Annotated in this window: 22 protein-coding genes; 8 read left to right on the top strand and 14 right to left on the bottom strand. The window is 36.2% G+C overall.

Annotated elements, in window-relative coordinates; translation table 11 throughout:
• Window positions 1-103: 103 nt before the first annotated feature.
• Entirely contained in the window at window positions 104-1,120 is a 1,017-nt protein-coding gene (locus ACN1CN_RS12880) for a type I restriction enzyme HsdR N-terminal domain-containing protein (RefSeq protein ID WP_419135953.1), read from the top strand.
• 162 nt (window positions 1,121-1,282) lie between these two features.
• Here ACN1CN_RS12880 and ACN1CN_RS12875 read toward each other — a convergent pair whose 3' ends face one another.
• Window positions 1,283-1,831, bottom strand: a complete 549-nt coding sequence (locus ACN1CN_RS12875) for a 5' nucleotidase, NT5C type (protein ID WP_419135952.1) — start codon at window positions 1,829-1,831, stop codon at window positions 1,283-1,285.
• A gap of 84 nt (window positions 1,832-1,915) precedes the next feature.
• On the opposite strand from ACN1CN_RS12875, the gene ACN1CN_RS12870 reads away from it, so the two are divergent.
• The 5 genes from ACN1CN_RS12870 (at window position 1,916) to ACN1CN_RS12850 (ending at window position 6,748) form a co-directional block, all read left to right on the top strand.
• Window positions 1,916-2,665 carry a DeoR/GlpR family DNA-binding transcription regulator gene (locus tag ACN1CN_RS12870; RefSeq protein ID WP_291286808.1) on the top strand — a complete coding sequence of 250 codons (750 nt, stop codon included), beginning with the start codon at window positions 1,916-1,918 and terminating at the stop codon, window positions 2,663-2,665.
• Window positions 2,666-2,837: 172 nt separating this feature from the next.
• Entirely contained in the window at window positions 2,838-3,647 is an 810-nt protein-coding gene (locus ACN1CN_RS12865; RefSeq protein WP_419135951.1) for a DUF6597 domain-containing transcriptional factor, read from the top strand.
• A gap of 154 nt (window positions 3,648-3,801) precedes the next feature.
• Window positions 3,802-4,311 (top strand): YybH family protein, encoded by a 510-nt coding sequence (locus ACN1CN_RS12860; protein WP_419135950.1) that lies wholly within the window; start codon window positions 3,802-3,804, stop codon window positions 4,309-4,311.
• A 182-nt stretch (window positions 4,312-4,493) separates the two neighbouring features.
• On the top strand, window positions 4,494-5,522 hold the full coding sequence (locus ACN1CN_RS12855) for a helix-turn-helix transcriptional regulator (protein ID WP_419135948.1): 1,029 nt from the start codon (window positions 4,494-4,496) through the stop codon (window positions 5,520-5,522).
• A gap of 104 nt (window positions 5,523-5,626) precedes the next feature.
• Entirely contained in the window at window positions 5,627-6,748 is a 1,122-nt protein-coding gene (locus ACN1CN_RS12850; RefSeq protein ID WP_419135947.1) for a nuclear transport factor 2 family protein, read from the top strand.
• Window positions 6,749-6,846: 98 nt separating this feature from the next.
• On the opposite strand, the gene ACN1CN_RS12845 is transcribed toward ACN1CN_RS12850, so the two are convergent.
• The 11 genes from ACN1CN_RS12845 to ACN1CN_RS12795 all read right to left on the bottom strand — a co-directional run bounded on the left by ACN1CN_RS12845 (window position 6,847) and on the right by ACN1CN_RS12795 (window position 20,620).
• Entirely contained in the window at window positions 6,847-8,295 is a 1,449-nt protein-coding gene (locus tag ACN1CN_RS12845; RefSeq protein ID WP_419135946.1) for a TolC family protein, read from the bottom strand.
• Window positions 8,288-11,455, bottom strand: coding sequence for an efflux RND transporter permease subunit (locus tag ACN1CN_RS12840; RefSeq protein WP_419135945.1), 3,168 nt, complete (start codon window positions 11,453-11,455; stop codon window positions 8,288-8,290). The genes ACN1CN_RS12845 and ACN1CN_RS12840 overlap by 8 nt, the downstream gene beginning before the upstream one ends.
• Window positions 11,456-11,479: 24 nt before the next feature.
• Window positions 11,480-12,562, bottom strand: a complete 1,083-nt coding sequence (locus ACN1CN_RS12835) for an efflux RND transporter periplasmic adaptor subunit (RefSeq protein WP_264524883.1) — start codon at window positions 12,560-12,562, stop codon at window positions 11,480-11,482.
• Between the two features lie 173 nt (window positions 12,563-12,735).
• On the bottom strand, window positions 12,736-13,119 hold the full coding sequence (locus ACN1CN_RS12830; protein WP_264524884.1) for a hypothetical protein: 384 nt from the start codon (window positions 13,117-13,119) through the stop codon (window positions 12,736-12,738).
• Between the two features lie 259 nt (window positions 13,120-13,378).
• Entirely contained in the window at window positions 13,379-13,783 is a 405-nt protein-coding gene (locus tag ACN1CN_RS12825) for a GNAT family N-acetyltransferase (RefSeq protein ID WP_419135944.1), read from the bottom strand.
• Between the two features lie 207 nt (window positions 13,784-13,990).
• Entirely contained in the window at window positions 13,991-14,608 is a 618-nt protein-coding gene (locus ACN1CN_RS12820) for a hypothetical protein (RefSeq protein WP_264524886.1), read from the bottom strand.
• Between the two features lie 178 nt (window positions 14,609-14,786).
• The gene (locus ACN1CN_RS12815) at window positions 14,787-15,179 is read right to left on the bottom strand and encodes an ACT domain-containing protein (protein WP_419135943.1); all 393 of its coding nucleotides are present in this window, start codon (window positions 15,177-15,179) and stop codon (window positions 14,787-14,789) included.
• A 22-nt stretch (window positions 15,180-15,201) separates the two neighbouring features.
• The gene (locus tag ACN1CN_RS12810) at window positions 15,202-16,458 is read right to left on the bottom strand and encodes an alpha/beta hydrolase-fold protein (protein WP_419135942.1); all 1,257 of its coding nucleotides are present in this window, start codon (window positions 16,456-16,458) and stop codon (window positions 15,202-15,204) included.
• Between the two features lie 115 nt (window positions 16,459-16,573).
• A complete protein-coding gene (locus ACN1CN_RS12805; RefSeq protein ID WP_419135941.1) occupies window positions 16,574-18,445 on the bottom strand; it encodes a M1 family metallopeptidase in 1,872 nt (623 codons plus the stop codon).
• Window positions 18,446-18,650: 205 nt separating this feature from the next.
• A complete protein-coding gene (locus tag ACN1CN_RS12800) occupies window positions 18,651-20,231 on the bottom strand; it encodes an NADP-dependent glyceraldehyde-3-phosphate dehydrogenase (RefSeq protein ID WP_419135940.1) in 1,581 nt (526 codons plus the stop codon).
• A 77-nt stretch (window positions 20,232-20,308) separates the two neighbouring features.
• The gene (locus ACN1CN_RS12795) at window positions 20,309-20,620 is read right to left on the bottom strand and encodes a rhodanese-like domain-containing protein (protein ID WP_173966399.1); all 312 of its coding nucleotides are present in this window, start codon (window positions 20,618-20,620) and stop codon (window positions 20,309-20,311) included.
• A 548-nt stretch (window positions 20,621-21,168) separates the two neighbouring features.
• On the opposite strand from ACN1CN_RS12795, the gene ACN1CN_RS12790 reads away from it, so the two are divergent.
• On the top strand, window positions 21,169-21,810 hold the full coding sequence (locus tag ACN1CN_RS12790; RefSeq protein ID WP_419135939.1) for a Crp/Fnr family transcriptional regulator: 642 nt from the start codon (window positions 21,169-21,171) through the stop codon (window positions 21,808-21,810).
• A gap of 205 nt (window positions 21,811-22,015) precedes the next feature.
• Window positions 22,016-22,801: a sulfite exporter TauE/SafE family protein gene (locus tag ACN1CN_RS12785; protein WP_291286793.1), complete on the top strand. Its 786-nt coding sequence runs from the start codon at window positions 22,016-22,018 to the stop codon at window positions 22,799-22,801.
• Between the two features lie 195 nt (window positions 22,802-22,996).
• Here the strand turns inward: ACN1CN_RS12785 and cydB are convergent, their stop codons facing one another.
• Complete coding sequence (gene cydB / locus ACN1CN_RS12780; protein WP_419135938.1) at window positions 22,997-24,073, bottom strand: cytochrome d ubiquinol oxidase subunit II; 1,077 nt, start codon at window positions 24,071-24,073, stop codon at window positions 22,997-22,999.
• 2 nt (window positions 24,074-24,075) lie between these two features.
• Window positions 24,076-25,419 (bottom strand): cytochrome ubiquinol oxidase subunit I, encoded by a 1,344-nt coding sequence (locus ACN1CN_RS12775; protein WP_419135937.1) that lies wholly within the window; start codon window positions 25,417-25,419, stop codon window positions 24,076-24,078.
• Window positions 25,420-25,702: the final 283 nt, after the last annotated feature.

Genomic DNA, 25,702 nt, shown 5'->3' with positions numbered 1-25,702 from the left:
GATATTTGTTTTTTTTAAGCAATAATCTTTAGAAACTCATGACCTAATAAATTTTTATTATCTTTCTAAATCGCATAATTTGTCAAACTAACAATCCAAAAAAATGACCACCAATATTCCAAAACAATCTATCAATCAATTAAAAAAAACGCTGGAGAACTTTAAAATTAATGATGCGATTGAGTTGTGTACCAATGAAGCTCAAACTCGTAAGTTTTTAATAGAGCCCTTTTTTCATCTTCTAAATTATTTTCCGAATGATTTGATCCCAGAATATAATGCTGATTTTGGTGAACGTATCAGCCAAAAAATTGATTATGCTATTTTGCTAAATAAAAAGGAAACCATTTTAATCGAAGCAAAAAAATACAATAGTAAATTAAGCGATAAAGAAGCAGGTCAATTAAACGGTTATTTCAATAATACGAAAAATTCCAGAATTGCTATTTTAACTAATGGAATTGAATATAGATTTTACTCCGATATTTTACAACCAAATGTAATTGATAACAAGCCATTCTTTGTATTCAACTTATCTAATTATTCAGATAGAGATCTCGAAACTTTAATCAAGTTTGACAAAAGATATATTGTGGTCAATGAAATTATAAATACAGCTCAGGAAGCTGTTTTCGCTGAGGATTTTGAAACAAGTCTGTTAAAGGAATTTATTGCTCCTTCAAAAGATTTATTAAAAATCATTCATCGCAATATGAGTTTTAAAACCAAATTTAATGATGAAACTCAGGGAAAAATGATCAAAATGATCAATTCTGCTTTATTGAAATCTCTATATGATAAAAAAGTTGTTGCCGAATCAAATTCAAATACTGGTGGAATTATTACAACTGAATCTGAAATTCAGGCTTATCACACCATCAGAACATTGTTAATCCAAAATAGAAAAATACCTAGCCAAAGAATTTTCTTCAAAGATTTTAAAAGTTTTTTCAACATTAGTATTGACGAACATCCTAAAAAAATCATTTGTAAATTAATTTTCACTGACTCTAAAATGAAACTTAATATTGAAAATAATGAATATTTATTATCAAGTGTAGATGATGTTTTGAAGTATAAAAATGAACTAACAAATAGAACACTTACTTTACTTGAATAACCCATCCTAATGTTTCCTATCGGACCAAACCTGTTTGTTACTTGCTGATCTACGAAATCATCTGAACTTACAGCCTATTATCTTATGGACTTTGCGGATTTATTTTATCCTTTAGTTTGAGAAAAAAATCCGCAAAATCTGTAGAATACATGCTGAAAAAACTTAGTTCAAATCCGTTACGATGTCTTTTTCTAAAACTTCAACGGCTTCTTTCCAGTTGTTTACTCTTAAGTGATGTGTCTGATTAACGTTATGGAATGCTGTAAACATGATCGGTTTTCCCATACAATGATCTAAATTTTTACGGTGATCGTCAATCATATAATCGGTATTGATGATTCTTTTACTTCCGCATAAAATAATGTTTTCCCAAGTGATAAAAGGAAAATGTTCTGCAAGCCAGGCTACTTTCTCGGCCAATGATACCGGAAATTCGGTCGCAGCAGAAACAATAAAAATTTCAAAGTTTTCCTGTAATCGGCGTACACTTTCGACAGCATCCGGCATTACAGGCAGACTTCTAAAAAAATTATCGGCATTTAAAATTTCACGCAAAAGAGTTCTGTCTTTAAAAGCGTCTTCTTCATTCAGCCCCTGAATAGTTTCTTTGGTAAGTGAGGCTCCGCTCTCGTTATTGTACTGTTTTATTAACTGTATTTCGATATCGGCAAGTACGCCATCCATGTCAATGGCAATCGTTTTCTTTTTCATCTTGATTAATTTTGCAACAAATTTACGCAAATATTGCAAAGTATTGCAATTTTAACTTATTTTTGCAATATAAATTTGCATCGAATGAAAAAAGAAGAACGTCAAAAAGTAATTTTAGAATACTTATCAAAAGAACACCGGCTTACTTTAATGGAGCTTAGTGCTTATTTAAATGTGTCTGAAGACACGATAAGACGAGATGTGAAAGAGCTTTCGGATCAGGGATTGTTAAAGGCTGTTCGTGGCGGTGCGGTTGCTCCTTCTCCGATTCCGCTGCATTTTAGAAACAGGGAAAAACACGATCTTGAAAACAAAAAGATAATTGCCGAAAAAGCAATCTCTTATTTAAAAGACGGTCAGGTTGTTTTTATCGATGGGGGAACAACTTCATTGGCTTTAGTCGCCAGTTTCCCTTACGATTTAAAGATCACCGTGATCACAAACAGCTTTCCTGTAGCGGCACTCATTGAAGATTTACCTAATATTGAATTGATTTTTGCAGGAGGACGAATGTGCAAAACTTCTTTTACTACTGCCAGTATTGAAACGATCGATTTTTTTAGAAACTTCAGGGCCGACATTTGTATTCTCGGACTCTGCAGCATTCATCACGAGCGTGGGGTTACCGGCGTTTTATACGATGATTCGCAAATAAAAAGAAACATGATTCAGCACTCTGATTTTGTCATTGCTTTGGGTTCTATCGAAAAAGTAGGAACAGCTGAAGCGTATTCAGTCTGTCCAATTAAGGATATTAATGTATTGGTGACTAATATTGCTCCGGAAGATGAAAGTTTAAAACCGTATCAAAATGCAGGAGTGATACTGGTTTAAAGCAGTCCGATCCTATTAAACCGAAACATTTCGATTGCAGTACTCAAACCTGTCTTTGTGATGGGGCAGTTTTACAATTTTAAATTTGTTTTGCATTTTTTCATAACTTTACACTTGTCAACAAGTTAACAATAAAAATCCATTTACTATTTGAGAATTAAACGTCAGTAAAATGCAATTACAACATTTTTCACCATCCGAAATTCTAAAACCTTATATCAAACATTACTATATTTTTGAATCCGATTCAGATGTAGCATTTGAAGATACTGTGTTTCCGAGTGGTGAAATGGAAATCATTTTTAATCTTGGCGATGGGATTTGGGAGTCATTGGTGGATAAAAACTTTCACAAAACTCCAAAAATTGAATTGTGGGGGCAGATCACCAAACCTCTTCCTATAAAATCAAAAGGCAAACATACGATGCTGGGCATTCGGTTTTATACGCATACCGCAGCCTACTTTTTTAAGGACGAAATTGGAGTATTTAACAATCAGATTTTCGATCTCGAAGACATAATTGGCAATCCGATAAAGAGCTTACACAGTCAGCTTTTAGAAACTCCCGATATCCAAAAAAGAATTGAGCTGATCGAAACATTTTTAATCAAAAAAATAATAACAAACCCTAAGCGATCGGGCAAAATTGAAAAAGTAGCCCATATTTTATCGAGTTTACTAAACGAGCCAACCGAAAGCAACATCAACAACATTTCGGCAAAATACGGTATAACGCCACGTTATCTTCATAAACTGGTGTTCCAGCATACCGGACTTGCCCCGAAATTGTTCAACAAAATTAAACGTTTTCAACACAGTCTGAAGCTCATCAACAATACCGAATACCCTTTTACCTCTATTGCTTATGATTCCGGTTATTTTGATCAGTCTCATTTTATAAGGGATTTTAAATCGTTTACCGGAACAACACCAACTTCCTATTTAGAGAATCAATTCCCGATCAATCAATTAATTCTTTAAAGGTACTATTGAGCATTAACAACACTATCCCTTAGCAGCTTAGCACCTCAGAACCTTAACACCTTAATAAAAAAACAGTTCCGATTTGTACAATTCAGAAGTTTTTACGCTTACTACCTTTGATAAAAATAATAGTAAATCTAAAAACTTTAATATGAATACTTTTAACAACTCATCGGGATTAAACCGAAATCACGTTTATGCGGCATTAAAACTCTTTGTCCTTGTCTTACTGCTTTCCAGCTGTAATTCTGCACCAAACACTGAAACAGCAGCTTTAGACGAAGCAAAAAATGCAATTCAAAAAAGCAACGCCATCTATTTTGATTCCTTTAAAAACAACGATCCGTCAATATTTATAGATCGATATGCTGAAGACGCGTCCATTTTATTGCCAAATGCTCCTCAAATCTATGGGAAAGAAGGTGCTGCCGATTTTTTTAGAAAAGCTTACGATGAATATGGCTTACGAGGCGGAAAATTTATCACCACAGCGGTATATGGTGATGGTGTAAAATACGTAACCGAAGAAGGTTTATGGCAGTCTTACAACTTAAAAGGTGAATTAATGGACGACGGTAAGTTTCTGGTTCTTTGGAAGAAAACGGACAAAGGCTGGAAGATGTTCCGGGATTCGTTTAGCAGTAATCGTCAAGCCAAATAAGTAAAAAAGCGTCTGCTAAAAGCAATTTTAACCAATTGCGAAATATCTGATAATTGCTTATTTTTCTTTCACAGGAATTTTTATCTTAGCCGAAGGAATACAGCCACAAAGTTCACAATTTTACAAAGTTGTGAACTTTTGCCGTAAAACAGAAAAGCGATTTAGAACTGTATCATAAGCAAATGTATTTAGACAACCAGATATTATTTTTCTTCAGCGCATTAGGTGCATTCAACAGCACAATCTTAAGCCTGTACTTTTTCTTCTTTACCAAAGAAAAGAACATTTCCAACTTCTTTTTGGGTGGCTTACTAGCCGTTCTGAGTATCCGAATCTGGAAGTCCATCTTTTTTTACTTTAACCCTACGATTTCAAAGACCTATCTGCAAATCGGTTTATCGGCTTGTTTTCTAATAGGTCCCTTTCTGTTTTTTTATATCAAGGCTAAACTAAATTCCTTAAATGTAACTTTAGCGAAGTATTCCATTCTTTTTCTATTATTACTTATTGTCTTTGTGGGAGTCCTTGCTCCTTACCAGACCCATTTAGTATTATGGAAAAAATACATTTATTTCATTATCAATTTACAATGGATTGTCTTTGTTGTGCTCTCCGCATTTTCGCTGAAACAATTATTTGAGAAGATTATAACAAAGTCTGGTAAGGTTAATTATGATGAGGTTTGGATGCTCTCGGTACTAGGCGGTGTCTTTCTGATCTGGCTGGCTTATTTTACAGCTACCTATACTTCTTATATTTCGGGGGCGCTGTCACTTTCTTTTGCTTTATATCTGTCCGGTATGGTGGTATTTTACAAACGAAATCAGACTTTTAAGGTACTTCCTAAAAAAGAAAAATATGTCAACAAAATAGAAAGCGAAGAAGTCGATCATATTCTTGAAAAAATACAGGTTGCTTTTCATTCCAAAAACATGCACAAAAATCCGAATCTGACCTTAAGTATATTGGCACAGGAAATCAAGGTACGTCCGCAGCTTTTGTCGCAATTTTTAAATGATAATCTGAACAAAAGTTACACGCAATTTATAAATGAATACCGAATTGAAGAAGCAAAGAAAATTCTGAAACAGGACAGCAATCTAAAAATGGAAGTGGTAGCCGAATATTGTGGCTTCAATTCGAGCAGTACTTTTTACAGCGCCTTTAAAAAAGCGACAGGTACAACACCTGTAAATTACGCAAAAACCTGATTTTTTTCTCTCAATTTATACATTAGGAGTCCTAAAGTATATATTTATTCCCCATTCAATTTCCCTCCCTATAGCTTTGCGAAAAATTAAATTTCAAAAAGCTTATGAAAAAAGTTATCTATTTTATTGCACTATTATTGTCGTCAGGTTATTTATTGGCGCAGACCGAAGAGGCTTCCATTAAAAAATGCATTGAAAATTACATTGATGGCAGTTCTTACAACAGACCTGAAAACATCGAAAAGGCATTTTATGCTGAGGCCAATCTCTTTTTAAGTCATAAAGACAAGGAGCTTTGGATTGTACCTGCCAGCGAATATGCTAAATGGTTTAAGAAAGACAATCCCGGACAATTTAATGGCCGTCTGGGCAGAATAATTTCAATTGATTTGTATAACAATATCGCTTTAGCCAAAGCAGAGATATTGATTCCCGACAAAAAAATGGAGTTTATTGATTTGTTTTTACTCAAAAAGCTTCAGGGTGAATGGAAAATAATCAGCAAATCGGCGAGTAGTTTAAGTACGAACAAGTCGGGACAGCGCATACTGTTTATTGTTTCTAATGCGCACTATTATGGTAAATCGAACCTGGCAACAGGCAATAGTTTTCCTGAAATCGCAAACGCTTACCATACTTTTAAAACAGCAGGTTATACGGTTGATTTTGTGAGCCCGGAAGGCGGAAGTGCTCCATTAGCCTATATCAACACCTCCGACGCTTTACAAAAGCAATATTTATTTGATCCGGATTTTATGTATGCCCTGAAAAACACCAAAAAACCAGCAGAAATTGATTCCAAAATTTACAAAGCTGTTCATTACATTGGTGGTGGAGCTGCGATGTATGATGTGCCTGAAAATAAAGAAATTCAGACTATTGCTTTAAAAGTATATGAGGAGAACAAGGGGATTATCTCTTCTGTTTGCCACGGAACTGCAGGAATAGTGAACTTAAAAACGAGTGATGGTGCTTATTTGGTAGCAGGGAAAAAAATTAGCGGTTACCCGGATTCCTATGAAAAACAAGGTGACGAATATTTTAAGTACTTCCCCTTTTTAATTCAAAAAACAATTGAAGAAAGAGGCGGCACTTTTAAGTTTTCGGCACGTAACGTCTCCCATGTCGAAACAGACGGAAGAATTGTCACCGGACAAAATTTTCAGTCGTCAAGCGGAGTGGCTTCAAAGATTATAGAATTAATAAACAATACTAAAAAAGAGTAATACGCTATCGCACACATTTAAACTTCCACGATCAACTAAAAAAGCCTTTCGGGAATTTACTCCTGAAAGGCTTTTTATCTACAAACTAACTATTACTCCTATTTCCAACCACCGCCTAAGTCTCTGTACACATGGACTGCAGCATTTAATTGTTCTTTTTTAGTATCTACCAATTCTAATTTTGCTTCTAATGCATCACGTTGTGTCATTAAAACTTCAAAATAATCGACTCTGGCCGATTTAAACAAATCGTTAGAAACGTCTATTGAAGTATTTAAGGCATCTACCTGTTGCGATTTAAGATCATAACCTTTTTGCAGGTTTTCGATCTTAGAAAGCTGGTTGGACACTTCTAAGTAAGCGTTCAAAATGGTACGATCGTAATTGTACAGCGCCTGAAGCTGTCTTGCATTTGCACTGGCAAATTCGGCTTTAATTGCATTTCTGTTAATTAAAGGTGCAGCAAGATCTCCGGCCAACGAATACAAAATAGATTCCGGAAAAGTAAGCAAATAAGAAGGTTTAAAAGCCTGTACTCCTATCGCAGCCGAAATATTTAAGGAAGGATAAAACTCGGCACGAGCCGCTTTTACATCCAATTTTGAAGCTACTAATTCTAATTCTGCCTGCTTAACATCAGGGCGATTCGCCAATAACTGAGACGGAATTCCTGAACTAACCGCTGCCGGTAACAAACTCAGGAAGTTGTTGGTATTGGTTCTTTTGATTTCCTGCGGATATCTTCCCAATAAAAAGTTGATTTTATTTTCCGTTTCTTTTATCTGCTGAAGAATTCCAAATTCAAGACTTTTTGAAGTTAAAACCTCTGCCTCAAATTTCTTCACCCCTAGTTCGGTAGCTCTGGCGGCTTGCTTTTGAATTTTTACAATTTCTAAAGCATTGCTCTGCAATTTGATGGTTTGTTTTACAATATCCAACTGCGTATCTAAAGCCAGTAATTCGTAATACGAATCGGCCACTTCAGCAATAAGATTGGTAATCACAAAGTTTTTCCCTTCAACAGTTGCTAAATAGCGGTTTAAAGCTGCTTTCTTAGAGTTGCGCAGTTTTTTCCAGATGTCGACCTCCCAATTGGCATAAGCCGAAATGGTAAAATCTCCCAACGGATCAGGGGTTTCTACACCCGGTTTGATCTCGGTGTTGGCATCACCCGCACCCTGACTGGTATAACGACCTACTTTTTCTACTCCTGCTCCGGCGCGAACACCAACAGTTGGTAATAAAAGTCCTTTTTTCACACGAATGTCATTTCTTGCAATTTCGATTTCCTGCAACGTAATGTTTAACTCCTGATTATTCTTCAGGGCAACATCAATAAGGTCAACCAGATTTTGATCTTTAAAATAATCTTTCCAGCTTAGTGCTGAGGTGTTATTGTTTGCATCTAGAGTTTGGGTTGTTGTACCAAATGACTCCGGAACCGGCGTGCTTGTTACTGCTGTCTCAGGAGCAGGGGCTTTACACCCTGCAACCGTAAGACATATACTCAATGCAATACCGTATTGATAGGTTTTGAATTTATACATGATTGTTATCAATTTCTTCTGTTAATGGATTCTCTTCTTCATGTTTCACCAATTTGTGTTTCTCTGCTATTTTTCCAAAAATGTAATACAAGCCCGGAATTACAAAGACCCCGCAAATAGTTCCGATAAGCATACCTCCCGCAGCGGCTGTACCAATAGTACGGTTTCCAATTTTCCCCGGACCGGTAGCAAAAGCAAGCGGTAATAAACCGGCAATAAAAGCAAATGAAGTCATCAAAATTGGACGGAACCTCGCTTTAGCTCCTTCCATTGCTGCTTCAAGAACTGATTTGCCCGCGGCATGTCGCTGAATCGCAAACTCTACAATCAGTACGGCATTTTTACCCAGTAAACCAATAAGCATTACCATGGCCACCTGTGCATAAATATTGTTTTCCAATCCGGTTAATTTCAGTAAAAGGAAAGCTCCAAAAATACCTGCCGGTAAAGAAAGAATTACAGATAATGGCAAGATAAAACTCTCGTATTGCGCTGCCAGTACCAGATACACAAATCCCAAACAGATCAGGAATACCCAAATAGCCTGATTCCCCTGTGCCACCTCATCGGCAGAAATACCTGCCCAGTCAATGTCATATCCTCTAGGCAATTTTTTGGCGGCTACTTCCTGAATTACTTTAATGGCCGTACCAGAACTATAACCCGGTGCCGCAGAACCACTAATTTGTGTAGAAGTGTACATATTGTGGCGGGTAATTTCAGAAAGGCCGTATACCTTTTCCAATCTCATGAAAGCAGAAAAAGGCACCATTTCATCGCGGTTGTTTTTTACATACAGCTTTAAAATATCATCCGGCTGAGCACGATACTCCGGCGAAGCCTGAACGATTACTTTGTAGTTGATTCCGAATTTAATAAAACTAATTTCGTAGTTACTTCCCACAAGAGTTGACAAAGTGTTCATCGCATTTTCGATAGAAACACCCTTTTGTTGTGCCAAATCGTTGTCGACTTTCATCATGTATTGAGGGAAACTGGAACTATAAAAACTAAAGACATTTGATAATTCCGGATGTCTGTTCAATTCAGCAACAAAATCGTTATTTACCTGCTCTGTTTTTTTGTAATCTCCTGAACCCGTTTTATCTAATAAACGAAGCTCAAATCCTCCCGCAGCACCATATCCCGGTACAGCAGGCGGTTGGAAAAATTCGATATTTGCTCCCGCAATGTCTTTACATTTTTCCTCCATCTCATGCATAATCTCCAAAACAGATTCTTTTCTTTCGCTCCAGTCTTTAAGATTTACCAAACAGGTTCCTGAGTTTGCTCCAGTACCTTCAGACAGAATTTCGTAACCCGCTAACGAGGAAACCGATTTCACCCCATCAATATCTTCAGCAATTTTTTGGACTCTTTCTGCAATATTATTAGTTCTTTCTAATGATGAACCCGGAGGTGTCTGAATAACCGCATAAAACATTCCCTGATCCTCATTCGGAATAAATCCGGACGGAACGGTACTGCTTATTAACCATGTTCCGGCACAAAATCCTACCAAAGCGATTATAGTAACAGCTCTTCTGTTTACGATTTTGGCCAATACATTTTGATATTTACCCTGAGCCAGGTTAAACTTATTGTTAAAACCATCTATAAATACATTGATCGGTGTTTTCTTTTTAGGCTGACCGTGATTATTTTTCAACATCATCGCACAAAGTGCCGGTGTCAATGTCAAAGCTACAATACCCGAAAGTATAATTGCTGTTGCCATAGTAACCGAAAACTGTCTGTAAAATACTCCCACAGGACCTGACATGAATGCAACAGGAATAAATACTGCCGCCATCAGGAAGGTGATCGCAATAATCGCCCCTGCAATTTCATGCATCGCTTTTTTAGTCGCTTTAAACGCCGACAAATGCTCTTCTTCCATCTTGGCGTGAACGGCTTCAATCACTACAATCGCATCATCGACGACGACCCCAATTGCCAATACTAAGGCAAACAAGGTGATTAAGTTCAATGAAATATCAAAGAATGTCATGAACACAAAGGTTCCAATTAACGATACCGGTACCGCAATTGCCGGAATAACGGTCGAACGCCAGTCGCCTAAGAAAAGGAATACGACTAAACCTACCAGAATAAAAGCTTCAACCAAAGTGTGAATTACCTTTTCGATAGAGGCATCCAGGAACTTAGAAACGTCATATGAAATTTCATAATCCATTCCTTTTGGAAATTTTTGCTTGATTTTTTCCAATTTAGCCTTTACCTCTTCAATAACCTGATTGGCATTACTTCCGAAAGACTGTTTTAATACGATAGCCGCAGATGGCTTACCATTTAAGTTGGAGTAAATATCATACATCGAACTGCCAAATTCAATATTAGCAATGTCTTTCAAGCGTAAAAGCTCTCCATTAGCATTTGACTTGATCACAATATTTCCATACTGCTCTTTTGTGGTAAAACGTCCTGAATACTTCAATACATATTCAAACGCCTGAGAACGTTTACCGGAACTTTCTCCTGTTTTACCCGGAGAAGCCTCCAAACTCTGACTTGATAATGCCTCCATTACCTCATCGGCAGAAATTTTATAAGCCAGCATACGATCTGGTTTCAGCCAGATACGCATCGCATATTCACGAGTTCCTAAAATATCTCCTGAACCAATACCGTTTACCCTTTTCAATTCTGAAAGTACGTTGATATCGGCGTAGTTGTACAAGAATTTCATATCGGTATTTTTATCTGTACTGTAAAGATTCACGTACATCAACATACTCGGTACTTCTCGTGTAATTTTAATCCCCTCTCTAATAACCAAAGGAGGTAGTTTATTGGTAACCGAAGCCACACGGTTCTGCACATTAATCGCAGCCTGATTAGGATCTGTTCCTAAGTTAAACACTACTTTTATAGTTGCTTCACCATCATTTCCGGCATCAGACGCCATGTATTTCATTCCCGGAACTCCATTCAGGGCTCTTTCTAAAGGAATAATAACCGCCTTGATCATCAATTCACCATTAGATCCTGGATAATCAGCAGTAACGTTCACCATTGGTGGTGAGATTGTAGGGAATTGCGTAATAGGTAAATTCAATACCGACAATACTCCTAAAAAGACGATTATAAGCGATATTACTATCGACAGTACAGGTCTTTGAATAAATTTATTAAACATTTTATCGTATTTTAATGATTAAACCTATTCTGCTTTTAAGCGTAAATTGTTCATTACCGCTTTAGGAGATTGGAATTCATATTTGATTTTGTCGTTTTCTTTTACTTTCTGAACGCCTTCAAGTAAAATTCTGTCATTTTCGGTAAGTCCGGTTCTGATCACGTACAAGTCAGGAATTTCGCCTGTTATGGTGATTTCTCTTGAGTTTACTTTATTGTTTTTATCGATCACAAAAACGTATTTTTTATCCTGAATTTCATACGTCGCTTTTTGTGGAATCACGATCGCATTTTTAAGTGGTACAAGCATTTGAACCTGTCCGGTTTCTCCATTTCTAAGCAATTTCCCGGAATTAGGAAAACGTGCTCTGAAAGCGATGTTTCCGGTTTCATTGTTAAATTCACTTTCAATAACTTCTACATTTCCTTTTTCCTTAAAAGTTTCACCATTAGCCAAAACCAGACTTACTTTATTATCAGCACGGTCTTTTACATTGGTTTCATATTGCAGGTATTCAGGTTCTGAAACATTGAAGTAAGCAAACATCTGACTGTTGTCTGAAAGACTTGTCATCAATTCGCCTTCATCGATAAGACTTCCTAATTTTAAAGGGATACGGTCGATAGTTCCGTCAAACGGAGCTCTGATTTCTGTAAATGACAAATGAAGTTTTGCCAATGCCACTTCGGCTCTTGCAGATTGCAATTTTGCCTGTGCTACACTTAGTTCGTTTTTAGAAACGATATTTTTGTCTGCCAGTAATTTGGCATTTTGCAGTTCGATTTCTACTGATTTTTGTTCAGCCTGTGCTTTCAATAATTCTGCCTGATACATGTTTGGCATAATTTTAAACAACAGCTGCCCTTTTTTTACAAATTGTCCTTCATCGACATAGATGTTTTGTAAAAAACCTTTTTCCTGAGCACGAATTTCAATGTTTCGTACGGATTTAATTTGTGAAACGTACTGTTTCGTAAACGAAGTGTCTATTCTTACTGCATTGGTAGCCGTAAATTTTTCTACTTCTTCTTTCTCTTCTTTTTTAGCTGTACAGCTAGTAAGGCACACTAGGGCAATTAAGCCAGTGAACAAGATAATTCTTTTCATGATTTTATTGGAAATTAAGCGATTGAGTGCTTGGAATACAGAGATTCCCTTGGATGAAAAAATGCATCAGCCAGCCTTAGTCAGAACTTAACTTTCATATAAGATGAGGTAGAAAAAAATACATCAACAGAATATTCAGATCACAACTTAGGTAACCGATGTATACTGTTGAATCAAATCCTTAAAACTCGTTGAGTAATGTAGATAGGATTTGAGTTGCCACAAAATGGCAGGAAGATTTTAAAACGATTGTAATCATTTACACCAGTCTGACTTGCAAAGGAAAGGTACCAACTGTCAAGTAAACTGTAGTTTGTTGCAAAAAACTTATTCGTAAGTCCATCTTTAAGATCATCACTTCCAAGATATTCTTCTTCAGTATCAATATCAGCATCTTCAATAATTGAACTGCCTTGTTCCTGATTGGTGAATTTTACTCGGTGCTTTTTCTCAAGATTATGAGGATGAGTGTCTTTAGGAGTACCCGCATTAAGATATTGCCCTCCGCCTAACAGAAGCAAATTCATGAATACTAAAAATACTACTAACTTTCTCATTTGGGTGCGAAAGTAAGGAAAGTATCGAAAGAAAAAAAGATTTTTTTATAAGCTTTAACATTTAAAAAAGACGAAAACGTTTTCATGATTTTATTACACACTAATTCTGATAAAAAAATATCGTTTTTTGCTAAAAAATCATAAAAAATTAAATCCGTATCAGAATCGAATTAATAAGGTTCTTAAAATCAATAAAAAAACATCAAAATCGCAAATATCTGACCCTGTATGTTTTATTCCGTAAAATTCATTTTGTTTCCTAGAGCAAAACTTCCATTATGGTAAATTCCTGTCCTGCTTTTCTAAAAGTCTGATGGGTATCTATCAATCCAAATTTCTCGTAAAAAGTTTTTTTACTGCTTCGTGCATTACACCAGACTTTTTTCAAATTTTTCTCTTTTGCCAACTGCAAAATGTATTTTACAAGTTCAGATCCGATGCCTTTTCCCTGATATTCTTCCAGAGTTGCCAATTTTCTGAACTGTAGTTCGTTATTATTCACAAAACAGGAAACTATTGCCACTAATTTTTCGGCTATAAAAACACCAAAATGCAGCCCTAAAACATCTTCTTCTAACTGTACAAACTCAAGGGGCTGATCGGGCCACATTACTTCATGTCTGATCTGCCAGGTCTGAGAAGCTTTAATTGCTTTGATTTTCATTGTTTAACTTCTTTTGGATTGCATCAAAATTACACGATTTTACAATTGTATTTCATTCTTCCCCGAACAATCCCAAAACATTCATTATCAAAATCCTACAACAAATCAATCGAATTGTAGAAAAATTCATTTTTGCAGGAGTATTATCGTAAGTACAAACGAGTTTCGTAAATAAAAAAAGGGAATCAAAATTGATTCCCTTTTTTACTATTCTACTTTAATATAAAACCGCTCCGTATTGTCGCTGGTTATTTTTTCGATAACTCCATCAGTCACTTTGCCCACATTGATGACATGCAGCTCATCTCCTTTTTCATTTATCGTACAATTCCAAACGGTTCCGTCGGATAAAATAATATCTGAAAACAAGGCATCTGTGTTCTCTTTGTTGTAATACACTAATTTCTCAGACTTAATGAGTTTTTTCTCCTGCGTTTTCTTATTTTTCTCATAAGAAAAGATTTCACCGTCTTTGATTTCAATTAACTCATCAACCTCTTTTTGTGAAGTCGTTGTAGTTTGATTGGCGGCCCAAACTGGCTTATCTCCAATCATTTTCCAAGTCCCTACAGCCAGCTTTAAAAGGTTTTCTCTCAAAACTGTTCGTAAAGTATCAACTTTTTTAATCGATTCCTGACCTATTGTATTGTCAGGTTTAATTTTGGAAGCAACGTAAAATAAATCAATCGCTTTCTTATAATCTGCCTTTTCGTAGTAGTCTAAAGCCAGTTCATATCTGCTCTTCTGAAATGCGATTTTAGCGTTGTTTTGAGCAAAATTTTTACATGTGATTAATAAAACAATAAAAAATAGTTTCTTTTTCATTAATAATTCAGGGTTTTCATTTTTTTGCAAACGTAGTTTTTTAATATTAAACTTCCGCTTGATTTTTAACTTTTTTTTAATTCAAATGTAATAAAAAACCTACCTAAATTAAATCTGAAAAAAGTTAAATTTTTAATTCCCCTGTGTTTATTGCTATTCTCCAGTGATTTAGCTTAATTTAGACCGAAAATAAATTTAAGATCTCCATTGCCTTCTCTGTGTCTTTTTGAGCCACAAAAATATGATCGTGGTAAAATGCAGCCACAACATTACAGCTTATTTGATGCTCTGAAAGTGCTTTCGAAAAGGCAGCCGTTAAGCCAACTGCTTCTAATGACGAATGTATAGTAAGTGTTATCCAGGACATTACAACGGAATACTCCAGCTTTAATGCGGCTGCTGTTTCTTTTTTCAAAATCAGCGTGATGGCTTCTTTCTCTTTAAAAAACATCACAACATCATTCAGATCAATACCTTCTAATTTTTCGACTTTACAAAAAACATAATCCCCTGCATTATGTTCCGGTTTCATGCTTTTAAGCAATTTTTGCAAATCTTTTTCTCCTGACATTTTAAGTTATTGTTAAATCGAGTTATTTTAGTTTTTCGAGTTTTCCTCTTGCTTCCGAAAAGTTTTTATCCAATATCAGCGCCTTTTCATAACTGACAATGGCATTTTTCTTATCGCCATTTGCTTCATAAAAATCTCCAAGCGAATCATACACATTTGGACTTTGAGGATAATTGGTCACATTTAACCGGAACAGATAACCTGCCAGCTCCATATCTTTTTTACCCAAAGACTGATAGCCATACGCATTTACCACGTTCTCGGGAACGCTTACCTTGTACCCTAAGTGTTTTGATACATTCTCGAAATGCTTTTCAATTTTAGTAAAAACAGCTTTATTAAAGTTAATTTGCTCCGGTATAGAAAGTTTTAACTGATTGAATTTAAATAAAAAACGAAGACCATCATAGGTTGCAATCAACGGCACAGATCCGTGATTATCATCATTGTAATATTGGTATTGATAATTCAGCCCGCTTTTTTTATTCTTGTTCAGAAAATCATTAAAATCTAAAATAGAACGGATATGTCTGGTAAAAACCGTGGTATCTTTTCGAACTTTTACCACATTCATACTATCATCCATTGTATTGGCAGATGCCATAAATAAGGAAACATTTGCCAGTTTTTTGTTTTCTAACTTTTTTTCAGTTTGAGCTAAAAATTGCTGATGATCCCACCACATACTTGGATCAATGGCGAGATACGCATTGAACAAATTAGTATGATTGGTCAGGATATTCAATGCTGTCAAACCTCCGAAAGAATGTCCGATCAGGGTTTTATAAGGGGTCGTAGGGTATTTACCATCGATATACGGAATCAATTCTTTCTCCAGAAATTCGACAAATTTTTCTCCTCCGCCAGATTGGTCACTTAGACTTTTTGGCACAAATGGTGGATCAACCTCCGAATGTGTAGGGGTTAAATCGCGATTTCGATTGGTATTCGTGATACCCACTACAATCATTTCCGGACAATTTGTATTTCCGTTTACTTCGCTCATTTCTTCAATTATTCCAACAACCGAACTAAAGTGTCCTTCGGCATCAAGTAAATAAACGACCGGATATTTTTGTTTTGCAAGACTCGCATTTAGCGCGCTTTTGGGAAGGTGAATCCATATTTTTCTGTTTTCGTTCAATACTTTAGAAGAAATACTATCGATCGTTCCTATTTCGATTTTACTTTTTTGCTGTGCAAATGCAAAACTAGTTAGCAAGGTGAATAAACTGAGGAAGAGTATTTTTTTTCTAAAAACAATTTGTAAGCTATCCATTTCTTATTGACTTTTTTCAATTCGTTACTAAAAATTCAAAATTTATTATGCTGCTTTTACAAAACAAAGCAGTCGCCTTCTTAATTGAAAAAAGGCGACTGCTGTTGTATTCTTTTTATTTTAATGACCATGTATTGTCGGCAGGAGTAGCATCCATAAAAATACCGCCATCAAGCACTACTTTTTTGATTTGCTTATTGCCTTTTATGGTAACAGCAGTCTGTTTTTGATTTGCCTGCCAAACAGCTGGTGTCTGATGAACCGTTTCTGTGGTATTATCTGCATAGGTCACGATCACATCAAACGGAATTGCAAAACCACCAACATTAGCTACCGAAACAACATTTTTAGCCACTTTTTGAACAGAAAGATCTAAGTAATTATTCGTGAAAAACCAGTTGTTAAAAAACCAATTCAGGTTTTTACCCGAAGCTGTATTAAACGAATTAAAGTAATCCCACGGAACCGGATGTTTGCCATTCCAATTGTCCATATAAGCGTGTAATGCTTTTTTAAATAAATCATCACCCAGCAAGTCCTTTAAAGCCAAATAGGACAAAGAAGCTTTTCCGTATGAATTATTACCATAACCAGAATCTGATAACTGCGACGACATCGTAATGATAGGTTGATCTTCTTCTGTAGAGGGATCATTTATATATTGTTCCACTCGAAATTCTTTATAAAACTTATCGGCCGCTTCTTTTCCGTGCTCCGCGATTCCTATTAAATATTCAAAAGTTGTCGCCCAGCCTTCGTCCATAAACGCATAACGTGTTTCGTTGATTCCCATATAAAAAGGGAAATAAGTATGCGCTACTTCATGATCCTGCACCAATTGTGCAAAAATAGGATCGTTCATTTGCGAATCATTACACATCATTGGGTATTCCATATCGGCAAAACCCTGAAAAGCCGTCATTTTAGAATACGGATAAGGTACTCCAGGCCAATTATGTGAAAAGAAATCCAGAGCATATTGGTTGTACTTAATAGAATTTTCAAAATCGGTTCCTTTTACATCATAAGCCGCTTGTATGCTCGCACGTCGCTTTGTTTTTTTATCTACAATTACACTTCCTGCATCCCATAAATAATGATCACTTAAAGCAAAACAAACATCTGTAATGTTTTTAGCTTCAAACTTCCAAACGTTCCAGTCACTTTGTTTTGTTACCACACCGCTTTTCATTTCCTGCTCATTGGCAATGTGTAAAATTTCATCTGTCACGTATGACTTTTTTAGACGTGCAGCAAATTCAGGCTGTAAAACTTCATCCGGATTCAATAAATCTCCCGTTCCGTAAACCACATAATTTTTAGGCGCCTTTACAGAATATGTATAATCATTAAAATCATTATAAAACTCCTGTCCAGAAGTATGTGGCAGATTGTCCCATCTGTTGTAATCATCAAAAACAGAAACACGAGGATAACTATACGCTACAAAAAAAGTAGTGTTATCGATCTGCCCTTCTCTCCCGCTCACTTCTGATAACGGATAATTCCAATCGATAGCAATCGTAATTTTACTATGTGGCGGCAAAGGTTTCTTCATTTTTACATTCCCAACTGTCCCCCAGCTTTTAGCATCTTCTTTGTAGACTTCACCTTCGATTTTCAAATTCGTAATTGTCAGACCTTCTGTAAAAAAACCTTCACTATTTAATACCGCTCGTGGCGAGGTTTTTTTATGAATATTATTCACAAATCTAATTCGCAAAGTTCTCAGTGTATCATTACTATTGTTTTCATACACTATCGTTTCAGTTCCGCTAACTACTTTCGTATTGGCATCTACAGTCAAAGCCATGTCATATTTACCATGATTTTGCCAATAATTTTTCCCAGGTTTTCCATCCATAGAACGAACACCCTTAGTATAAGACTCTTTAACATTCCTTGGCATGTAAAGTTCCTGTGCGAAACTATTTTGCATTAAAAACAAAAAGGCTATAAATAGCAATTGAGGTGATTTTTTTTTCATAAAGTTGTTTTAAGATTTTGGTGGTTGGATTGATTATACTGGTTAGATGATTTTTTTTACTTTAAGTTACACTTCTTTTAAAATTAATTATTAAAAATAAACTTAAAACGGCAGGTATTCAAAAAATCAAAGATTTAAAAAAACAAAAACCGCCCAATTCAAAAAGAAAAAGACGGCTTCTACAATTAATATATAACTCTGATCACTACAAAATATAATCGGTATTAATAAAATTTGATTCTTTGCTATTTAGCAATTCCTGCAAAATCTCATTATTATAAGCGATGTCTTTTGAAGCTACAAACGTACGAATGGAGAACGAACGCAAAGCGTCAGGAATACTTAAAGTTCCTACAGCAGAATCTTTACGGCCTGTAAACGGAAAGGCATCCGGGCCTCTTTGGCACGAACTGTTTAGATTTACTCGGCACACTAAATTTACCAAGGCATCAATAAGCGGTGCCAAAGTTTTAATATCTTTTCCAAAAAGACTCACCTGCTGTCCGTAATTGGATTCGGCCATATCTTCAAGTGGTTCGTTAATATCTTTAAAAGAAATGATTGGAACTACGGGTCCAAATTGTTCTTCGTGATACACTCTCATTTCTTTGTTTACCAGATACAAAACAGCCGGAAAAATATAATTATCGGTGTGTTTCCCTCCTTTTTCATTCAGTATTTTTGCTCCTTTATGGGTTGCATCGTCAATTAATCCCTGAATATATTTTGGTTTCTCTGTTTCGGGAAGCGGTGTTAAAGCAACTCCTTTTTCCCAAGGATTTCCAAATGCCAAAGCGTCTACTTTTTCAGCGAAACGTTTATTGAATTCTTCGGCTATAGATTCGTGTACGTATAGTACTTTTAAAGCAGTACAACGTTGCCCGTTAAACGATAACGTTCCTGCAATACATTCCTGAATGGCCAGATCTAAATCGGCATCGGGTAAAATAATCGCCGGGTTTTTAGCTTCCAGACCTAAAATCAAACGCAATCTGTTTTTATTGGGATGCTGGTCCTGTAAAGCGATAGCCGACTTACTGTTTCCAATTAAAGCCAAAACATCAATTTTACCTGATTTCATTATCGGTGACGCCACCTCACGGCCACGACCGTAAACGATGTTAATTACTCCTTTTGGAAAACTGCTTCTAAACGCTTCCAACAAAGGTGAAATACACAAAACACCATGTTTAGCAGGTTTAAAAATCACCGTGTTCCCCATAATTAAGGCGGGAATCAACAGTGAAAAGGTCTCATTTAAAGGGTAATTATAAGGCCCCAAGCACAAAACTACTCCAAGAGGTCCACGACGAATCATAGCATTTACACCCTGCACTTTTTCAAAATGTGAGCTGCGTCCGTTTAGTTCCTTATAACTGTCAATGGTATCCTGAATGTATTCAACAGTTCTGTCAAATTCTTTTTGCGAATCGCCAAGGTTTTTTCCAATTTCCCACATCAAAAGTTTCACCACCTCTTCACGGGTTTCCTTCATCTGTTTTACGAAATTCTCCATGCACTTAATTCGGTCAACTACCTTCATCGTTGGCCATAACCCCTGACCCTTATTATAAGCAGCATTGGCAGCTTCCACCACTTCGGCAGCTTCTTTCTCTTCCATGAATGGAATTGACCCTAATAATGTTGGCGCGTATTTTTCTGTAGATGAAATGGTAGAAAAAACGGGGGTTGTTTGTCCTGTCCACGGTTTTAATTCTCCATTTACCAGATAGGTATCCTGGTTTATCAAATCTTTAATTTGAAATTCTTCGGGTATTAAACTCATAATTTGGTCTTTTATAGTTTGGTTATTAATAGCATTTTAAAAAGAAAAAAGAGGCTTTTTAGGCCTCTTCTTCTGTCTTATGGGTTTACGGTTTCACCTTCCCAATCCAGAATTCCACCAAGCAAATTGTAGGCATTGTTAATCCCTAACTCATTCATAATCTGACATGCTTTGGCGCTTCTGGCACCAGAACGGCAATACACATAATAATTTTTGTTTTTATCAAGCTCCTCGATTTCATAAATAAAGCCTTGTCCTTTATTGATGTCGATGTTTACGGCATTTTGAATGTAGCCGTCATTAAATTCGTCTTCAGTTCTTACGTCCAGTATAACTGCATTCTCGTCAGCAGCCAGCTGATTAACCCAATCTTCTTGTGATAAATTCATAATAAATGTGTTTTTGTAAAATTACGACGTTTCTATTAATTAAAAACGTGCCAAATGCGATTTCGATTATTATTCTCAGAAAACGTTTTAGAGAAAGTACTATAATCAGTGAAAAACAAATTTACTTACTATTTTTAAAAATATAGCCTATAAAATCGATAGAAAATAGGATTTATTCATTTACACAAAACACCACTTAAATATAATTTTCTGATAATTTATACCATTGCAATCCCCTATCTTTGTAATAAATTATAGGTTTTAATTTTAATTTAGTAAAAATGTTCTTCAAGAATGTTTTTTCGCCACAGCTTAAAAGGATTAAAATGTTCGCCGCGAATTGCACGAATCAACACGAATTAATTTGTGAAAATTCGTGGATTTACACATAGCTATGTGTGTTCCTGTAAAGTGAAATGCCTTTTTTAAGTTTTAAAAACTATGTCTCTATGTGTTAAAATATTTTGAGCCTTGATTTCAAAAAATAAAATCTGTGTAAACCTGTTCAAATCATAAAATCCGTGGGCATTAATTCCCTCCTATTATCAATGCAAAACTCACTAAAAAATATATTTCCTAATTTCTCCGACGAACTTATTAGAACCATTGAAGAAAATGGAAGTCAGCAGGATTTTGAGGCCGGAACCATTTTAATGCGTACCGGACAATACATTAAAAACACCGTATTGATTACGAAAGGAAAAATTAAAATTTACCGTGAAGGTGAAGATGGAGGTGAATTTTTAATGTACTACCTGCAACCCGGACAAGCCTGCGCCATTTCGATGATCTGTACCGCGAAAAGCGAAAAGAGCCAGATTATGGCAAAAGTAGTCGAAAATGTTTCGGTTATGATGATTCCTTTACAAATGATGGATAAGTGGATGATGGAACACAGAACCTGGTACGAATTTGTAATCGATACCTACCGCAGCCGCTTCGAAGAAGTTCTTGAAGTTGTTGACAATATCGCTTTCCGGTCTATGGACGAACGTTTGGAATTTTACCTCAAACGACATGCTGATGCCTGTGGCTGCTCGGAGGTAAATCTCTCTCATCAGGAAATTGCAACCGAATTAAATACGTCAAGAGAAGTAGTTTCCCGATTACTCAAAAAAATGGAACAAAGAGGTCTGGTCAAACTCAATCGCAATCAGATTGAATTACTCAACACGAATTTCACTAATTAACACGAAGATTTTTTTTGGTTCAACTACTATAATAGACATTGATTACCCGTTCCTGCAAAGTAGAAAACCTTCAAAGCATTTAAACTACCTTATTATGACAGTACATTAGTGCCAATTAGTGAAATTCGTGTTTAATACTACTTATGTGATAAATGTTACTGTGCGTTTCTTTTAAACCAAGCATCTTTGCGTTAAAACAACTGCAATGGAATATTTAGGATATGTCGCTTCAATCATTATTGGAATTTCACTAGGCTTAATTGGTGGTGGCGGATCTATACTAACCATTCCTATTTTGGTCTATCTGTTCAAAGTAAATCCGGAACAGGCTACTTCTTATTCCTTATTTATCGTGGGATTAACTGCTATGTCCGGCAGTTACAGCCATTACAAAATGGGGAATCTTAAATTAAAATCGGCGTTGTACTTTGCAATTCCCTCTGTAATCTCCATTTTGATTATTCGCGAGGTCATTTTTCCAAAAATTGCCTCTACCCTGTTTTCTATAGCTTCCTATTCTGTTTCCAAAGATTTTCTCATCATGATTATCTTCTCTGTATTGATGATTACAGCGGCAATTTCAATGATCCGAAAAAACAAACCCGAAATAAAAGCAACCGAAACCAATTATTTACAGTTGAGTTTAATAGGCTTCATTGTCGGGATCATAACTGGTTTTCTGGGTGCCGGAGGTGGATTTTTAATTATTCCCGCGTTGCTCTTCTTCGCTAATTTACCCATGAAACAAGCCGTAGGAACTTCGTTGCTGATTATTACCATTAATTCTTCTATAGGTTTTGGAGGAGATTTATACATCGGAACTCCAATCGATTATACCTTTTTACTGGGAGTTTCTGCAATGGCACTCTTTGGGATGTTTATTGGAAGTAGGCTTTCCAAAAAAATCGACGGGGCAAAACTAAAACCTATTTTCGGATGGTTTGTTCTTGTAATGGGATTTTATATTATTACAAAAGAAGTTTTGTTTTAGAATTTTATTTCTTGCAGATTGTCTATTTACTTGTGTCTTTTCGGGGCATTATTTATCCTGATTTGCAGCGCGATGCACTACATTATTTTTTTGGCTAAAGCCAGCTCACCATCAAACAAAAAAACCGTTGGTTGAAACCAACGGCTATTCATATCATTAATTCGCGAAAATTCGTGAATTCGTGGCTATAAAAAATCAATGCTCCCCATACCCAATATCATCCATTTTCCCACTAAAAACGCGGTACTGAATAATAAAATAGATAATCACCAAAAACAAAGCGATAAAAAACCAGCTCATTCCGGCATTCAATCCGTATTCGCCGGCGGCAGTGTTATAAATGGTTAACGATGGATTTACAGTATTGGTAGAAGGCAAAACATTTGGAAAAATGGATACGGCAGTTGAGGCAAACCCACCCACCAGAAACAGGGATGAAAACAAAAATCCGTAACCGTCTTTTTGCCACGAACGTACTTTAAACAATCCCAAAATTCCAACAAAAGTCATCAGTGGAAAAAACCAGAGAACCGGATTTTCTATAAAATTATGAAAAGGCTTTGGCTCAATAAAATGCCAGATTTGCAGTGAAATACAAACTAAAACGAGCAAGACAATATTGAGTTTGAAAACAACATTTTTAAGCTGTGGATTCAGAGCCGAATTGGTTTTAAAAATAATCCAGTTCGCACCATGAATAGTTAAGGCAACCACGCTCACGATTCCCAGAAAAAGTGTAAACCAGTCGATAATTCCCAATTCACTTGCTTGTGGACTAAAAGTTGGATTCCACAATGGCAAAAAGAAATAATGTGCCTCCTGAGTCGAAACGCCGTTGGTTACCATTCCGAGGTTGACTCCGCGCACGATATTTCCCAAAGCAATTCCGAAGAACAGAGCCAAAAGTAAACTTGCAATTCCGAACGCCTTATCCCAAATCGTCTCCCACATCGGATGGTGCACCTGTCCGCGCATTTCTAAACCGATCGCACGAAAGATCAGCAGCCATAAAATCATGATCAAAGGCAGGTAAAATCCGCTGAAAGAGGAAGCATATAAAGTAGGGAAAGCAAAAAACAAAACGCCACCAGCGGCGATAATCCAAACTTCGTTGGCATCCCAAAACGGACCAATTGCATTGGTTATTGCTTTTTTATCTTTTTCTTCTTTGGCAAAAAATAAATGAATAATTCCTGCTCCAAAATCATAACCGTCTAAAACAATATAAACGGCCAAAATTCCCATTAAAACTACGTACCAAAAAAATTCCATACTTATATATTTTCAGTTATGACTTCAGTGTGAGGCCCTTTATTGATGATTTTTCCAATTAAAAGCAAAAACAGCATTCCAAGTAAAAGATACAATCCTATAAAACCCAGTAAAGTAAACAGGGTATTTCCCGAAGAAACGGTTGGAGAGGCACCGGCTGCGGTTCGCATTAAATTATAAACAAGCCAGGGCTGTCTGCCTAACTCGGCCGTGTACCAGCCAGTAGTATTGGCAATGTACGGAAACGGCATCATAAAAAGCAACGACCAGAGAATCCACCTGGTTTCGTACAATTTGCCTCTAATCAATTGAAAGAAAGCAAAGGACATCAAACCAATAAATAGCGTTCCAAGTCCAACCATAATGTGATAAGCATAATATAAACCTGAGATATTTGTGGGATGTAAATCTTCTTCAAACTGATCCAAGCCTTTAATTTCCTGCTCCCAGTTTCCGTAAGTCAGGAAACTCAGGATGTTTGGAACGGCAATCTTATTGTCCAGTTTTTTATCTTTAACATCTGGCTGACCGATTAAAACAATTTCAGAACCCTTTTTCTCCGTATGGAAAATTCCTTCCATTGCGGCGAAAGTCACAGGCTGGTATTTTACCACATTTTTGGCCAATAAATCCCCTGTCGGAACTGCCACAATCATGCTGGCTATCAATCCGAAAATCACTCCCGTTTTAAGAAACAGTTTTCCAAAAACAATGTTCTTTTTGCTTAGAATGTAAAAAGAACCTATTCCTGCCACAACAAAAGAACTTGTTACTAAAGAGGCGGCCTGATTGTGCAAATAGGACGGCCATAACCACGGATTTAGAAACAGTGCTTTGAAATTGGTCAGCACAAATTTTCCGTTCTCCAAAATCTCGTAACCTACGGGATTCTGCATCCACGAATGTGTTGCAATGATTAAATAACCACTGGCCCAGGAACCAATACAAATTAGTAATCCGGTAACAAAATGCCATTTGTGCCCCAGTAATTTTTCTCCAAACAAAAACAGTCCTAAAAAAGAAGATTCTAAAAAGAACGAAAACATGCCTTCCATGGCTAATGTCTGACCGATAATTCCTCCGGTTAACTCGGAGAATTTTGCCCAATTGGTTCCAAACTGAAATTCCATCGGGATTCCGGTTACCACTCCCATCGCAAAATTCAGAGCGAAGATTCTCATCCAGAAATGGGTGGCGTGATTGTATTGTTCGTTTTTAGTTTTGAGGTATTTCCATTTGAAGTAAACAATGATCAGCGAAAGACCCATTGTAAGTTGCGGAAAAAGATAGTGGAAAGTAATTGTGAAGGCAAATTGCATTCGGTCATAAAAAAGCATTTCTTCCATAGTGGTAATTTATTTATGAAGTCCCACAAATTTACCCATTAAAACCCGAAAACTCTGCCTTTAAAAAAAGTTTATCGACCGATATTTGTTAAACTTTTCAACAATTAAAAGATGGAAGGCAACCTTCTGTTCTCTCGCAGCTTCCTCCACATTTGTCATTTCGACCGAAGGGAGAAATCACATCCAATATTCTACAAAGTTTAGTGATTTTGATCGCGGAGTTTCTTGCGTGATTTCTCCCTTCGATCGAAATGACAAGATTGCGCATAAATAGTAATTGAAA

Origin of the sequence: Flavobacterium sp. T12S277 (assembly GCF_048514875.1) — a bacterium.
In the GTDB taxonomy this organism is placed as follows: domain Bacteria; phylum Bacteroidota; class Bacteroidia; order Flavobacteriales; family Flavobacteriaceae; genus Flavobacterium.
Note: the sequence above shows the minus strand (reverse complement) of the source record. Positions and strands in the feature narration are given on the sequence as shown.